The following is a 15399-nucleotide window of genomic DNA, read 5'->3' as shown; positions in this document are numbered from 1 at the left end:
GACTGCCGGGCGTTCGCGTTGGCCTGCGCGAGGGACCGCACGCCCAAGCGCAGGTCCAGACCGGTGGCGCTTCCCGGCCGTTTCACCGACGAGGTCACCCAACGCAGCGGCGACGATGTTCCGATGCGATCAGACGATCCCGTTCTTGAGGCGATCGCCGGCGTGACGATCGGTCGCAGCGGGACACGGCCGCTCGACGAAACGAGCGCCATGCGGTCGACCGCCTGACAGCGCGCGGGGTGGTCATCCGGCGAGGATGGCCGTGGTCGACGGGTCCATCTGCCGGAGCGTTCCCCCCGCGCCCAAGGCGCGGTGACAGCCACCTGTCTCGACGGCCACGCTCGAGTCGGCGAGCAGTGCGAACGGTGCCTGGGGCCGATCGCACGGGGCGGTGACCGGCGGGGCCGCGTTCAGGGCGGCGACGAACGCGGCCACGGACGGCCCGGTGAGCGTGGTCGTGGTGCTCAGCTTGCCGACGGCCAGCGCGCCGGACGCGGTGACCTCGATGGTCTCGGCCGGGTCCGGGGTGTACCGGCACACCCGAAGCGTGGCCGGCGGGGTGCCGGGAAACACCGGACCGGAACCGGCCGTGCCATGGCGGCTCTCGGCGGCGGCCAGCGCGATCACCGGCTTGTATCGGCCCGCACAGCCCGAGTCGAGCTCCAGCTGGCTGCGGACCTGCCGGTTCTTGCTCTCCTTGACGGTCTCCCACGGCAGTGCCGCTATCGCCTGCTTTGCCGCCCGCGCCGGGAGGCCGCAGGCGTCCTGCGGCAGGGCCGGAATGGTTGTCCTGCCCTGGGCGTCCGTGAGCGTGATGATGATCAGTGGCATCCCGATCGCCAGGCAGACGCCCTCCGCGCCGCGCTCAGACGGAGCGCGCAGGGCGCGGACAAGAGCGTCGAGCGGGCCGGTGTACTGCTGCTCCTCGCGCATCTGCCACTCGCCGTCCCCGGCGACGATCTTCATGGTCGCGATGCACCGGCCCGCCGACACCGGGACGAAGTCCGCGGCCAACGGCTCGGGAGTGGGCGGGGCGACCGGCGCCTGCGACGCGCCGATGGACTCGACGGCGGAGCACGACACACCTCCCAGGGAGACGTCCGGCGGGGCCGCGGCCCAGCCATCCCCGGGCGGCGCCTGGCGAGGCGTACAGCCGCTCGCCGTCACAACGAACAGCGTGCACGCCATCGCAACCGCCAGCCGCCGGCCGCGCGTCCGCGATCCAAACATCGGTACCTCCTCCAACAGTCGCCTCAGCACTCAGACGCGCCGCGCGGACGGTTCGTTCCACCGACCGAAATCAGCCGTGCCACTGGCGCCAGAGGGCGGCGTACGGGCCGGGCCGGGTGATCAGCTCGTCGTGGGTGCCCAATTCGATGATCCGGCCCGCGTCCATCACCGCGATCCGGTCCGCATCGTGCGCCGTCTGCAGGCGGTGGGCGATGGCGATCACCGTGCGGTTGTGCAGCACGGCGGCCAGCGCCCGTTCCGCCGCGCGAGCCGCCCGGGGGTCCAGCAGCGCGGTCGCCTCGTCCAGGATCACGGTGTGCGGGTCGGCCAGCAGCACCCGGGCCAGCGCCAGTTGCTGCGCCTGGGCGCCGGTCGGCGGGTGCTCGCCCAGGTCGGTGTCCAGGTCGCGGGCCCAGTCCGCGCCGACCGTGCACAGTGCCTCACGCATTCGGTCGTCCGGCGCCGCCACCATGAGGTTGTCCCGTAACGTCTCACGGAAGACGTGGTGCTCCTGTGTCACCAGTACCACCTGGCGGCGCAGCAGGTCCGGCGGCAGGTCGGCCACCGCGACGCCGCCCACGCTCACCGTGCCGGTGTGTGGCCGGTGTACCCCGGCCAGCAGCCGGCCCAGGGTGGACTTGCCGGCCCCGGAGAGGCCGACGATCGCCAGCCGTTCGCCGGGCTGGACGGTGAGGTTCACGTCGTGCAGCACGTCCGGGCCGCCGGGGTAGGCGTACCGGACGCCGGTCACCTCGATCCGGTCGCTTGCCGGGACGCCCGCGGTCGTCGCCGGGGCGGGCGGCACGGCGGCCAGCCCCTCGACCCGGGCGAACGACGCGCTGCTGCTCTGCAACTGCTCCAGCCAGATCAGGATGCCGTCCATCGGCCCGATCAGCTGCCGCAGGTACAGCGTGGCCGCGGCGACCGTGCCCAGCGTCATCCGGCCGTCGAGGTAGAACAGGCCACCGACCAGCAGTACGAGCACGACCGGGATGTTGTACGAGCCCTCGGCCACCGGGAAGTACACCGACCGCAGCCGCAGGGTGGCCAACCGGCTGCGCTTCGTCCGCGCGATCGCGGCCCGGCCCGCGGCCAGCCGCGACCGGTGCAGGCGGAACGCCTCGATGGTCCGCGCCCCGGTGGTGGTCGCGGCGAGTTCCTCGGCCAGGTCCGAGTTGGCCGCGCCCTCCTCCAGGTACGCGCTGCGGGCCCGGCGCAGGTACCAGCGGCCGACGATCACGATGCCGGACAGCCCGAGCAGCCCGGCCACGCCCAGCAGCGGGTCGAGCACGAGTACCGCACCGACCAGGAACAGCACCTGCGTGCCCGCCACGAAGACGCCCGGCAGCACGTCGCGCAGGGTGCCGGCGACGGCGTCCACATCGCTCGTGCCACGGGCCGCCAAGTCGCCGGGCCGCACCCGTTCGATCGTCGAGGCGGGCAGGCTCAGCGCGCGGGACAGGAAGCCGGTCCGGATGCGGGCCGCGGTGCGCTCGCCGAACCGGTACCCGAGCAGCAACGCCCACCGCGCGAGCATCAAGTGGGCCAGCGCGCACAACAGTACGGCCGCGCCCAGCACGTCGATGCGGTCGCCGGCGCCCCGCGATCCGGTGACCGCGTCGATGATCCGGCCCAGCAGGTACGGCGCGCCCAGAGCGGCCGCCGCGGCCAGCACGTTGAGTAGGAGCGTGGCGGCGACGGCCCACTTGTCGGCAGCGATCAGCCGGCCCGCCGCCCGGGCCACCTGACGGGTGTCCGCGACCGGCAGGGTGTCGCTGCTCATCGCGCCTCATCGGCAGCGGTGAGGACCTCGTCGTCCGCGCTGAACGTGCGGCTGACCAGGTCGCCGTACCCGGGCTCGCGTTCCAGCAGCTCCCGATGCGTCCCGGACGCGACCACCCGGCCGTCGACCAGGTACAGCACGATGTCGGCCCGGTCCAATAGCACAGGCGACGTGGTGGCCAGCAGCGTGCCGCGCCCGGCCCGGGCCACGGCCAGCCGCTCGGCGATAGCCGCCTCGGTGTGCGCGTCCACCGCCGAGGTCGGCTCGGCCGCGAGCAGCATCTCCGGGTCGGCGAGCAGCGCCCGGGCGAGCCGGACCCGTTGCCGCTGGCCGCCGGAGAGGTTGCGGCCGTCGCGTTCGATGTGGTGGTCAAGCCCGGCGACGTCGGTCGCCACCGCGGCCGTGATCGCGCGCCGGACCGCGTCGTCGCCGGCCTTCATGTCGCCCGCGACGACGTCGCGTAGAGCCCCGGCGAACAGGTCGGCCTCGTGGTCGGCGACCAGAATCCGCTCGCGCACCAGCGGTTTGGCCACCTCGGCGATCCGGTGGGAACCCCAGGTGGCGTCGGTTTCGCAGTACCGGCCGATCCGGTCGATGATCGCGGCCGTGTCCTCGGGGCGGGCCGAGGCCAGCACGGTCAGCCGGCCCGGCTCGGCGACCACGCCGGACACCGGGTCGCGCAGGACCGCCGGGCCGCCCGGGGCCACGCCGTCGCCCGGTTCCTCGACCGGCAACCGTAGAAACGCGATGATCCGCCGGGCAGCGATCACCCCGCGGCTGAGGTCGCCAGTACTGAGGATCAGCATCCAGGTGGGCACGATCAGGATCGCCACATACCCATACACCGCGACCAGTTCGCCGACGCTCAGATCGCCGCGGACCGTCAGCCGCGCGGCCAGCCAGGTCACCCCGCCCAGGAAGACCATCGGCAGGCCGTCGCCCAGCGCGTTGATCCAGCTCAGCGCCCCACCCACCCGGTAGCCCTCGGCCCGGACGGTGTCCGACTCGGCGGCGTACCGGCGCAGGTGGACCTCCTTGCCGCCGAGACCGTTGAGGATGCGCAGACCGCCGAGCACATCGACGAGCCGCGCGGCCAGCCGGCCCTGCCGCTCCCGGTATTCGCCGCCGGCGCTGTTCAGCCGGCTCAGCAGCGGCCCGAGCACCACCCCCAGGACTGCCACCCCGCCCGCCACCACGAGCGCGATCATGCCGGACACCCGCACCAGCAGGCTCATGACCACCGTGTACGCGACGATCGCACCTAATCCCGGCCCGGTTACGTTCAGCGCCCGCGAGACCAGCCACACGTCCCCGATCCCGATGGTGACCACCTCACCAGCCGTGATCCGGCGAGGTAGCGCGGCACCCAACTCGACCGCGTGGGTCATGACCGCGTCAGCCGTGCGCAACGCGCCGTCCAGCCGGATCTTGGTCATGGTCCGGTGCCGGAGGATGCCGAGCACCGCGTTGGCCACGCCCACCACAAAGATGGCGCCGGCCCAGGCGACCAGCGGCCCCACCTGCCGCGGGCGCAGGCCGCGGTCGATGGCCTGGGAGATCAGGTACGGCGTGACAGCCAGGCTGATCATCCAGAGCGAACTCCACAGCCCACCGAGGGCGATCCGTCGTTTCTGCCGCCATGCCAGCCACCCCAGGTATCGACCCGGCCCCCGTGTCCGCATGCGCCCATCATGTCGCATGAGCGTGCCAGACTCGAACCGCTTATCTATGGTTGCCGCATGTCGATCACGGACCAAGCTCTGGTCATCGAGGCGGCGGAAGCCGGTGCCGCGATCGTCCGCTCTCACTACGGATCAACGCTGACTCGCTTCCAGAACACCGCAGGCGACTTCGCCACCAGAGCCGATGTCGAGGCCGAGAAGGCCATCCTCGACGTCTTGCGCGCGGCGCGTCCGCACGACGTCGTGCTGGGTGAGGAGAGTGGGCGTACGGGTACCGGCGGGAATGGACGCATGTGGCTGGTCGACCCGTTGTGCGGAACGTTGAACTATGCCGTGCGGAACATGCTGGCCTCGGTCAACGTGGCTCTGCGAACCGGCACGCAGGTCGCCGTGGCCGCCTCGGCGGACCCGTTCACCGATGAGGTGTTCTGGACCGACGGTACCGGTGCGTACGTCCGTCGCGCCGGTATGGACGAGCGCCTCGCCCCGTCGGCCGAGTCGAGACTGGTCGAGGTCAACCTCGATCCGCCGTTCCCCAACAACGACGTGTTCCTGGCCGCCCGGATGCTCGCCGAGGACGGCTTCATCGAACAGTTCCGCCCGCGCGTGGTCTCCACGACCCTGGCCGTGGCTTGGGTCGCTGCCGGCCGCCGCGCCGCCTACGTCACGGACGGCCATCTGCGCGAGAGCGTTCACTTCGCGGCCGGAATCGCCCTCTGCCAGGCGGCCGGTTGCGTGGTCACCGGGATCGACGGCCAGCCGATGCACTCCGGTGCCGGTGGCCTTGTCGCGGCTGCTGACGAGCCGACGCATGCCGCCCTGCTGAGACTCATCCGGAATCAGCGCGCGAGGAGGGACTGAGCCGCGCGACGGTCAGAATCGGCGCCCGTCGTTGAACCACTTCTCGGCTTGCTGCTCGGGAACCCGCAGCCGGGCTGCCAACGCCCCCGCACAGACCGAAACCCTCCCGTATCGTATCAATCATGATCGAGCCGTTCAGGACGAGCACCGGACCCGTCGTCCTCGACGACCTTCGCGCGCGGCTGCGGGCGACGCGGTGGCCGGACGCGCCCGAGGACGCGGGCTGGTCGCAGGGCGCCGACGTGGCGTACCTGCGCGAACTCGCCGCCTACTGGGCCGACGGCTTCGACTGGCCGGCCCAGGAGGTGGCGCTGAACCGGCTGCCCCGCTACCGGACCACGCTCGGCGGGCACCGCGTGCACTTCGTCCACGCCCGCGCCAACACGCCGGCCGGAAGCGCGCTGCCGCTGATCCTGAGCCACGGCTGGCCCGACTCCTTCTGGCGGTACACCAAAGTCATCTCGCTGCTGACGGACCCCGGCGCGCACGGAGGAGATCCCGCCGACGCCTTCGACGTCGTCGTGCCGGACATGCCCGGCTACGGCTACTCCGACCGGCCGGTCGGCACGCCGCCGGACACCATCGCGGTCGCCGGGCTGTGGGCCGAGCTCATGCGCCGCCTCGGTTACGAGCGCTTCGGCGCGGCCGGCGGCGACATCGGCAGCGGGGTGAGCCGCTACCTCGCCCTCGACCATCCCGGCCGGGTCGTGGCCGTGCACCGCATGGATGCGGGCCTGCCCGTCCACCTCGGCGACCGCGCGGACCTCGCGCCCGAGGAGCGCGACTTTCTCGACGGCGCCGCAGGCTGGGCCGCGGCCGAGGGCGCCTACGCCGCCATGCACCGCACCAAGCCGCAGACCGCCGCCGTCGGGCTCAACGACTCGCCGGCCGGGCTCGCCGCCTGGATCGTGGAGAAGCTGCGCGCGTGGAGCGACTGCGGCGGCGACGTCGAACGCGCCTTCACCCGCGACGAGATCCTCACCAACGTCACCGTCTACTGGCTCACCGGCACGATCGGCTCGGCGATGCGGATGTACCACGTGAACGCCGCCATCCCGCCCGCGCAGCACGCCCGCCGGGTCGAGGTACCGTCGGGCTTCTCGCTGTTCCCCGCCGACCTCGTGCGACCGCCCCGGGCCTGGCTCGATCGGATCGCCAACACCGTGCGGGTGAGCGAGCACGCCCGCGGCGGGCACTTCGCCCCGTTCGAGCAGCCGCGGGTGTACGCCGAGGAACTGCGCGAGTTCTTCCGGCCCTACCGTCCCTAGGAAAGGCTTGAGCCGATGCAGGCCCGCCCGACCTGCGTGTCCCGCGGTGCCGTGAGTCACCGACGGTGGCGTCACGGTTGCCTCCCGGCGCAGGTCGTGTTGACATGATCGTGGATCATGGGCGGGTCTGCGGCTGCACCAGATGCGGCGACGGACGAGGTTGGGAGCGTGCGGGTGGTGTCGGCCTGGCCGGTGTGGCTGATCGGGGTGTTGCTGCTCGTTGCCGCCGGGTTTGCGGCCACGTTCGTGCCCCGGTGGCGCGCCGGCGCGCGGGATCGGGCGGTGGCCTGGTCGGGCGCCCGGGCCGCGATCGATGTCGCGACCATAAGCCGGGACGCGGCCGCCGGCCGGGTGGTCGAGGCCGACGAACTGCTGGCCCGGGCCGAGGCGATCACCGCGGGTCGCGGCGGCGAGAACGCGGCGCGGGAGGCGGCCCGCTGCGCCCGCGAGGCCGACCGGCTGTGGCGGGAGGCCGCCGGTGCCTGACCAGACCGTCGACCGGCTGTTTCACCGGCGCCGGGGGCTCGCCGACGGGCCGGCACGGTGGATCGTCCTGGCCGTCGCGGCGGCCAGCATCGCCGGGTTCATCGGGGCGCAGCGGCAGAGCGCCGACGTGACGTACGGCCGCTCTCCGTCTACCGCCACGGTCGCGGAGGGCTCTGCTGGGGAGATCTCCGACGCACTGCTGCCCTCCGTCGACGACATGAAGACCATGGTCGCCGCCCAGCCGATCGTCCGCCTGCCCGGCGCGGTCGCCGAATGGGACCAGGCCAAGGTCGCCGCGACGATCGGGGGCACCGACGTGCGGATCCTCGTCGCCCCGCCCGGACTGACCAAGGACCAGCAGGACAAGGTCCGCGCGGTCGACAACGCCACCATCCGCGTCCTCGGCACCCGGGTCTCCGGCGGCATGTACCAGGCCACGGCGACCACACCGCTGCAGTGGCGCGGCCAGTTCGCCCGCAACGACGTCACCGGCCAGCTCGTGGAGCTCATCCACGCCCTGCGCAAGGAAGACCGGAAGGGCTCGGGGGAGCCGGCCCCGGCGGACGAGGACGACCCGGGCCTGTGGCGGGACCCGACCGAGGCTGAGGTCGCCACCGTTGCCGACGGGCTGCGTGCCGTCGGGCACTACATCGCCGCGGGCGCCACGCTCAAGGCGGTGCCCGCCGAGGCGGCCGCGCAGGCGTTCGGCGACACCGCGCCGCTCGTCGTCGCGCTGCCCGCCCAGCCGCGTGACACCGCGGCGCCCAGCTACGGGGCGCGGCTGACCGCCCTGTTCCCCGACCGGCCGCTCATCGTCATGTACGGCGCGTGGATCGAGTACCACGGCCCGCACGCGGCCGACTTCGCCGAGATCACCACGGCGAGCTTCTACTCCCGCTTCGGCAACCAGCTCAGCACCTATGCCCACCCGCAGGACAACGTGCTCCGCGCGTACCTCGCCCTGGTCACCGACGTCCGCTACGCCGGACTGTTCGACCGGCCCCTGCCGTACCAACCCTTCGATCCGCTGCGCGTCGCGTTGCCGGCGCTGCCGTGGCTCTTCGCGGCCTGCGTGGTGGCGTTCCTGCTGCTGTCCGCGGCCGCGCCGCCGCGCCGCCATCCGCGGGTCGCGCTGGCCAGGCTCGCTTCGGCCACACGCGGCGGCGTCCCGGCTCTGCTGGCCGGCCTGACCGCCCTCGCCGTCGAGGTCTCCGGCCTCACCGACGCGACCACCGACCCGGCCCTCACCCGCGCGATCGCAAGCCTCGGCGCGGCCCGCGACGCGCTCGGCACGGGCCTGCCCGACGAACACGTCGCCGGGCTGCTCGACGACGCCGCGCGGGAGCTCGACGCCGTCGGCCGGGCTGTCGGGGTCCGCGGCTACCGCCCGGCCGAGTACCTCCGGGGACGGCTGGCATGAGCAGAGTGAACCGCGCGAGCCGGGTGTATCGACGGATCGGGCAACTGCTGACCACGCCCTTCGGGCTGGGGGTGCTCGGCTGCCTGGTGCTGGCCGGCTGGGCGCTGTGGTCCGGCGGTGTCCTCGACGGCCCGGTCGCCCGGCAGGTCCGCAGTGCCTCGGTGTACGCCGCGCCCGGTGTCGGCCTCGACGTGCCCGCCGCCGAGCGGGTCATCGGCAACCGGCGGCTCGTGGTGCTGCTCATGAGCCCGGGTGCCGACCTGCGCGCGGCCTGCCACGAGGTCGAGCGGGCCGCCTCGGGCACGCTGGTGCTGGCGATGAGCCGCAAGGACGACTCGTACGACACCTACGGCTGTGCCCTGTTGTCCGGCGCGAGCGACAAGTACTTCGGCAAGGCGTTCGTCGCCGAGACCACCATCAGCTACGGCATCCAACCGTTCGCCGACCGGCCGCTGGAGGCGATCAAGGTGATCGCCGTCAACTACGACCGGCTGGCCAAGGCCGACATGGTACCGGCCGACGCCCGCACCATCAGCCCGTCGCTGCCGCGTTACCTCGTGGCCGCCGCGGCCGTGGGCTCCGTCCTGGTCGGCTCCGCCGTGCTGTACTTCGCCGCCCGCCGCGGCGGTCGCCTCGCCGCTGCCCGCCGGGAGCGCCGCGACCGGGCCATCGACAGCCGCACGGTGCTCAGCGCCGCCATGGCCGCCGTCGCGCAGCAGATCATCGACCTCGACGCGCGGTATGCCGACGCGGTCCGCCGTGGGGCTGCCGAGCGGGCCATGGGCAAGCCACGGCGGGGCGGCGGCCGCATGCGCAACGCCCCGAAGAACACGCCCGCCTTCGCCGACCGCTACCGGGAACTCACCGCGGAGTACACCGGAATGCTCGACGACGTCGCCGCGGCCGGCCGCCGCGGCGAGAAGGACTTCACGCGCCTCACCGACCGTGCCGAGGCCCTGTCCCAACGCCTGCACAGCCTCGCCAGCTAATCGATCGACCGGGTACACCACGGTATCGTCGAGACCTCTAGGGTCCGATCCGGGATCCGGTCCACGTCCCCAATCGCCGTCGCGCCGTCCGCCGCCTCCGTACCCGCGCAACCGGGGGATAGGGTGTGCGGCACCTGACTGGGGAGGGTGTTGCCGTGGCCGACCGGGCATCGCGGACGTGGGCGACGATATTCGGCACGCTGATCCTGGCGACGGCCGGCGCGACAGTCGGCTCCTGGTACGGCGGACACAACACGAGGCCGTTGCCGAGCGACACGCAGGCCTTTGGGCTAGCGTCGGAGTTGCTCCCGGGCGTCACCCCGGCCGAAGGAACGGATCGGCGTGACTATCAGTACGGATTCGCCCTGGGCGACGACGACTTCGGCCCAGGGTACGTAGAGATCCGTTACACCACGCCGGGGCAGAATCCGGACCAGGTGAGTGCCGACTGCGGACTGTCCCGGCGAGCCCTGGCCAACGCACGGCCACACGGGTGGCGGAACATCCACGAGATGCCGGGATACCAGTGCGACGACTGGAGCGCCGAACGGGGCGAGGTGGTCGCCGCGTTCACCCACGACTCAGGCGGCCCGATGCTCACGTTCTACCGGGCCGCGCCGGCCGGGCTCGGGATCGCCACGCTGACTGGCGCCCTCCTCGGTGCGGTGGCTGGTGCGGTGTTGTCCGCGCTGCTCACCCGCAGACGCCGACCGCTGCTGCTGCTCGCCGTGACGCTCGGTGTGATCGGGGTGCTTCCCGGCATGGCGTTCGGGTCGATCGGCATGGCGCTCAACCTGAGCCACTCGCCGGCTCTGCCGTTCTGGACGGTCTGGCCGGCGCTGTCCTTTCTGCTCGTACCGTTGTGGCTCGTGCTCGTGCTGGCCGGCGGGCTCGGCTGGATCGAACTCAGAAGACGCGGCGCGCCCGGACCGGCTCTCCCTCAAGGGTGACGCCCCTGCTGGAGACCGGCATCCGCCGCTGCGACTCGGTGCGCCACCAGAGGTGATAGTCGATGTAAGGTCGCAGACATGCTCGAGTCGCAGCGTGAACGCGTGCCGCTCAACGACGGCGGCGAGTTGGACACGGCCCTGGCGTTCCTGTCGTTCGCCCGGTCTTGTGTCTTGAAGAAGGTCGATGGATTAGCCGACGAGCAGCTGCGCCGTGGCCTGGTCGTGTCCGGCACGACGCTGCTGGGACTGGTGCAGCACCTGACCGTCGCCGAGCGGTACTGGTTTGTTTACATCCTGGCCGGCGACCCGCGATACGCCGACGCCGACTTCGACATGACAGTCGCGCCGGACCGGCCCGCCGATCAGGTCATCGCGGCCTACCGGACGGCGATCGCCGACAGTGACGCACACATCCGTGCGGCTGACGGCCTCGACGTCCGCACCGCGCACCCGGTGCCCGACGAACCCCGCACCCTGCGTTGGGTGCTAGCCCATATGACCAGCGAAACCGTCCGGCATGCCGGGCACGCCGACATCCTCAGGGAGCTCATCGACGGCGTGACCGGCCGCTGACCGGTCCGGTCCGCCGGTTCTGCGGTGCGCGGCGCGGTGTACGACATGGGAGGTGGCATGCGCTTCGACCCGGCCGGCCGATCGGAACGCCGGCTGAGCGGTCCGGCGTGGTGGTTCGTCGCCGGGTACGGCGTGTCCGCGATCGGTACCGGGCTGTGCTATCCCTTCCTGGCCATCTACCTGCACCAGATTCTGGGCCTGTCCGCCGGTGCGGCGGCGGTGCTGCTGGTGGCGCTGGCCGGCGCCGCGGTGCCGATGTCGGTCGCCGGCGGCTGGCTGGTGGACCGGCACTCCTCTCGCGCGGTCGCGATCGGCGCGCTGCTCGTGCAGACCGTCGGGTGGTTGGTGGTGGCCGCCGGCGCCGGGTACGTTGCCGAACTGCTGGCGGTGCTGGTCATCGGTGTCGGCACCGGCCTGTTCCTGCCGGCCGTGATCCCGATCATCGCCGGGCTCAGCGCGACCGAGGAGGTCAAGGTCCGCACGATGTCGCTGCGGTACCTGATGCTAAACCTCGGACTGGGCCTGGGCGCCGGGCTCGGCGGGCTGCTGCTCGGCTCGGCGAGCGCCGCCACCTACCAGTGGCTGTGCGCGGCGAACGGCGTGAGCTGCGCGGTGTACGCGGCCATCATCACCCTTCGCGTGCCGCTACCGCGCGACGGCGGCCGTTGGGTCCAGCAGCGGGCGCGGCTCGTACGGTTCCGGCCGGGGCTCAACTACGGCCTGCTGCTCGTCGTGCAGCTGCTGTTCGTGACGTTCGGCCTGGCGCAGGTGGAAAGCGGCGTGCCGCTTATGGTCCGCGCCGAGCTGTCCGGCTCCACCGCGCTGGCCGGTGGCCTCTACGCCGTCGCCACGCTGGTCGTGCTGGCCGGGCAGCTGCCGGTGTCCCGGTGGGTGGAGCGGGTGCACAAGACCCGCGCGCTGATCACCATGGGTCTGGCGTGGGCCGGGGCCTGGCTGCTGGGATACGCCGCGGGCGCGCTGACCGGCGGTCCCAGGGTCGCGTTGCTGGTGGTCATGATGGTCACGTTCGCCCTCGGTGAGTGCGCCTACAGCCCGGCGTTCTACACGCTGGTGGAGAAGATCGCGCCGGAAGGCACCCTCGGCCGTTCGTCCGGCGCGGCCTGGGCGGTGTTCCAGGTGGGCAACACCCTCGGCCCGCCGATCGCGGTGTTCCTGGCCGGCGGTGCCGTGCCATTCTGGCTCGTGCTCGCCGCGGCGGCGACGCTCGCGGCCGGGCTGATGCTGGTGGTCGACCGGCGGATGCACGCCGCGCCCCGGCCCGCCCTCGTTGTGCGGTAGCGTTTGCCGGCTCCCAGCGCCGATGATTCGGCCCTGGATGTCGCTGTCGGCTCGACCTGGCCGGCGGCACGGCTCCATCGCCCTGCGTGTCCTGGCCCGGCTGCCCGGGGCGCAGGCTGCCCGGGCGATCGCGGTCAGGCGTCGCCGGGGGAGCTTCGCGCGAGTCGTTCTCGCTCAGCGGCCACGACCTGCCGGGCGAGTTCGGCCTCGGAGAGGTCCACGGCCTCGGGAGCGGAGTCGGCCATGTCGCTGACCCTGGCGAAGTCGTCGAACAGCCGCTTCTTGGCGGCCAGCAGCTCGACGATCCGTTGATCGACACCGTCTTCGGACAGCAGCCGGTGCACCTGTACCGATTGCACCTGCCCCATCCGGTGTGCACGAGCGATGGCTTGGGCCTCGGTGGTGGGCTTGAGCTGTGGTTCACAGATGACGACGACGGATGCGGCCTGGATGTTGAGCCCGACGCCGCCGGCCACGATCTGGGCGACCAGCACAGCGCCGTGTTTGGCGGCGGAGAACTGGTCCACCATCTGCTGGCGTTGGTTCGCCGGCACGGAACCGGTCAGTGGCCCGAACACCGTCCCGGGCAGCGACCGGGCAGCGAGGTCAAGCACCTGCCGGAAGTGGGAGAATACGATGACCCGTCGCTCATTGTCCGCCGCCTCGCGGGCGATTTCGACGAGGCGTTGCATCTTCGTGGACTCGGGCCCCTGGAGCATGGCCGCCTGCCGCATCTGCATGAAGTTCCCCTGCTCGACGGCGCCGCGGTAGCGGGACATGTCCGTCGCGGACATGGGCAGCCACTCCTCGACCTCGACGAGTTCGGGAAGTTCTGTTAGCACGTCCTCCTGGTTGCGGCGCAGGTATGCCGGTGCGATCTGCCGTCGGAACGTCCGCGGTGAGAGCTCTGTGGCATCGACGGTGAGGTCGGGGCGCACGTAGGAGGCCAGATTGCGGAACTCCTCAACCCTGTTCTCCAGTGGTGTACCGGTGAGGAGGATGGCACGGTCGGCACGCGTGATGAGGCCTCTGGTCCTGACCGTTCGTCGTGCCTGCGGATTCTTGATGTAGTGGGCCTCGTCGACCACGACGCACGCCAGCTCGCGGAGCTGCTGCAGTGCCGGCTCCCACCACGCCAGGGTCTCATACGTGGTGACGGCGACGCCCCCGTCGCGCACCCATATCTGGGCCGCGCGGTCGCGCTCCGGCCCGTGCACCCGGTGCGCTCGCAGCTTCGACTTGCCGGTCACCTCGCGGACCCAGTTGGTCACGACCGCGGCCGGGCACACCACCACGAAGTGGGTCTCGCCCCGGCTGCGCAGGTGGGCCAGGACGGCGATGGCCTCGACGGTCTTGCCGAGGCCCATCTCGTCGCCGATGATGACCTTGCGCTGCACGAGGGCGAAGCGGGCGGCGAAGCTCTGATAGCCACGCAGCGACGCGGTCAGGTGTTCACCGCTGAGCGCCTGGTTGCGCACCGCCTCGATGATCTCCTCCGGGAGATCCCCGTGCACCGCGTTCTCGTCCTCGGTGAGGAAACCGAGTTCGGAGAGCATGGCGAAGTAATCGGCGGGGCGGGAGAGGAAGTCGTCCCACGGGTCCCCGTGGACGCTCCCTGGTCCGGATGCGGAGGACATGCCGAGCAGTTCGGCTCGCCGTTTGACGATCTGGATGCTCTCGCGGAGGCCCTCGACGGTGACCGTTCCGGCCGGAATGACGAGCGCGTGGCTCGTCCAGGAGCCGATCGCGGCGCGCAACGGCGCGAGTTCGGCCGCACGCTCGAGGTCGGCCGACGCACCTCGGGTAACGCGGCACGAGTCCCATTCGGCGAGGCAGCGCAATAGGTGGGTGGTTTTCGGGTGGCGCTTGGCGATGTCGATGCGTACCGGCATCTCGTCGTACGTCGTCCGTCGCAGCGTCTGCGCCGCTCCGAGCATGCGCCGCGCGGAAGTCTCTCCGACACCCGGCAGCGTTGACAGGGATCCGCCCCGGTTCAGCACCTCCTGCACGGTATTGACACCGGCGTCGGCAAGCGGACCCAGCCGGAGGCGGTCGCGGGTGGCGTCCTTCAACGCGTCCAGCGGCATCTCCTGCAGGACCCGCCGGACCTCTGCCTTGCGGACCTTCTCGCCCGCGTCGCGCGCAGCCGAGCGGTACGAGTCCTCACTCGCGACGACCTTGGTGATGGCATCGAGTGCTTCGGGCAGGTCCCCGAAGACCGATCGGCCGAGGATTTCCGGATCCGGGCCGGTCCGCCCGGAGACGAGGTCGAAGCGAAGAGCCGGATCGAGCAGCGCATGGAGCCTGAGTGCTCCGTTGCCCTGGGGCGCGGCGGAGAAGCCGAGCTGCTCCAGGCGCTGTGGCCCGCGGGCTCTGGTGAATGCCGAATGGTGGCGGCGCAGGGCGTCAGCCGCGGCTTCCGCCGACTGCTTCCTCGCCGATCCGGTGAAGAAACGACGCAGGCCGAGCAGGGGGCTGACCTCGGCGATGGCGTGCGCTGCGTCCTTGGTGAGCAGTCGCAGCAAGGCGTGGTCATCCGCGCTTGTCGCAGGAAGGCTCGCGCGCTCCCACAGGTGTCCGACGATGTCCTTGTCGCTCGACTGGAGCGGGATCACGCGCCAAGCGATCTGACCGGCCCGGTTGATCCCGACACTGCGGGCGTGCAGGTCTCGTTCGCCGTTGCTCGCCGCTGCTTGGACGGCATGCCGCCGTGCCTGCACCTGCGCGGCTCGTCGACCCCACTGCTCGAAGTCCGCCACGAGGCTGCGGATCTCAACGCGCTCTGTCTTGTTCATGCCTCACTGCAGGATCGACGGGTTTGGCGTCCGGTGATGATAGAGCATCCGCGATACGGAACG

Annotated in this window: 13 protein-coding genes; 9 read left to right on the top strand and 4 right to left on the bottom strand. The window is 71.8% G+C overall.

From position 1 onward, the window contains the following. Nucleotides 1-63: 63 nt before the first annotated feature. Nucleotides 64-228, top strand: a complete 165-nt coding sequence (locus AB0367_RS04330) for a hypothetical protein (protein WP_366224726.1) — start codon at nt 64-66, stop codon at nt 226-228. 15 nt (nt 229-243) lie between these two features. Here AB0367_RS04330 and AB0367_RS04325 read toward each other — a convergent pair whose 3' ends face one another. The 3 genes from AB0367_RS04325 to AB0367_RS04315 form a co-directional block, all read right to left on the bottom strand. Continuing rightward, nucleotides 244-1230, bottom strand: a complete 987-nt coding sequence (locus AB0367_RS04325) for a hypothetical protein (protein WP_366224725.1) — start codon at nt 1228-1230, stop codon at nt 244-246. Nucleotides 1231-1300: 70 nt separating this feature from the next. After that, on the bottom strand, nt 1301-3013 hold the full coding sequence (locus AB0367_RS04320; RefSeq protein ID WP_366224724.1) for an ABC transporter ATP-binding protein: 1713 nt from the start codon (nt 3011-3013) through the stop codon (nt 1301-1303). Continuing rightward, nucleotides 3010-4602, bottom strand: coding sequence for an ABC transporter ATP-binding protein (locus AB0367_RS04315; RefSeq protein ID WP_366224723.1), 1593 nt, complete (start codon nt 4600-4602; stop codon nt 3010-3012). Before AB0367_RS04315 ends, AB0367_RS04320 begins: the two co-directional genes overlap by 4 nt. A 150-nt stretch (nt 4603-4752) precedes the next feature. Here AB0367_RS04315 and AB0367_RS04310 point away from each other — a divergent pair, with 150 nt between their 5' ends. From AB0367_RS04310 to AB0367_RS04275, 8 genes are all read left to right on the top strand, one after another. After that, on the top strand, nt 4753-5556 hold the full coding sequence (locus AB0367_RS04310) for an inositol monophosphatase family protein (protein ID WP_366225115.1): 804 nt from the start codon (nt 4753-4755) through the stop codon (nt 5554-5556). A 122-nt stretch (nt 5557-5678) separates the two neighbouring features. Continuing rightward, nucleotides 5679-6824 carry an epoxide hydrolase family protein gene (locus AB0367_RS04305; RefSeq protein WP_366224722.1) on the top strand — a complete coding sequence of 382 codons (1146 nt, stop codon included), beginning with the start codon at nt 5679-5681 and terminating at the stop codon, nt 6822-6824. A 168-nt stretch (nt 6825-6992) separates the two neighbouring features. Then, the gene (locus AB0367_RS04300; protein ID WP_366224721.1) at nt 6993-7310 is read left to right on the top strand and encodes a DUF6403 family protein; all 318 of its coding nucleotides are present in this window, start codon (nt 6993-6995) and stop codon (nt 7308-7310) included. Next, on the top strand, nt 7303-8730 hold the full coding sequence (locus AB0367_RS04295) for a hypothetical protein (protein ID WP_366224720.1): 1428 nt from the start codon (nt 7303-7305) through the stop codon (nt 8728-8730). The genes AB0367_RS04300 and AB0367_RS04295 overlap by 8 nt, the downstream gene beginning before the upstream one ends. Further along, nucleotides 8727-9719, top strand: coding sequence for a hypothetical protein (locus AB0367_RS04290; RefSeq protein ID WP_366224719.1), 993 nt, complete (start codon nt 8727-8729; stop codon nt 9717-9719). Before AB0367_RS04295 ends, AB0367_RS04290 begins: the two co-directional genes overlap by 4 nt. A gap of 155 nt (nt 9720-9874) precedes the next feature. After that, nucleotides 9875-10669, top strand: a complete 795-nt coding sequence (locus tag AB0367_RS04285) for a hypothetical protein (protein WP_366224718.1) — start codon at nt 9875-9877, stop codon at nt 10667-10669. 78 nt (nt 10670-10747) lie between these two features. Beyond that, nucleotides 10748-11242, top strand: coding sequence for a DinB family protein (locus AB0367_RS04280; protein ID WP_366224717.1), 495 nt, complete (start codon nt 10748-10750; stop codon nt 11240-11242). Nucleotides 11243-11299: 57 nt separating this feature from the next. Beyond that, nucleotides 11300-12541: an MFS transporter gene (locus AB0367_RS04275; protein ID WP_366224716.1), complete on the top strand. Its 1242-nt coding sequence runs from the start codon at nt 11300-11302 to the stop codon at nt 12539-12541. A gap of 134 nt (nt 12542-12675) precedes the next feature. Here the strand turns inward: AB0367_RS04275 and AB0367_RS04270 are convergent, their stop codons facing one another. Further along, entirely contained in the window at nt 12676-15336 is a 2661-nt protein-coding gene (locus AB0367_RS04270; RefSeq protein ID WP_366224715.1) for a DEAD/DEAH box helicase, read from the bottom strand. Nucleotides 15337-15399: the final 63 nt, after the last annotated feature.

Source organism: Dactylosporangium sp. NPDC051484 (assembly GCF_040689395.1).
Classification (GTDB): domain Bacteria; phylum Actinomycetota; class Actinomycetes; order Mycobacteriales; family Micromonosporaceae; genus Dactylosporangium.
Note: the sequence above shows the minus strand (reverse complement) of the source record. Positions and strands in the feature narration are given on the sequence as shown.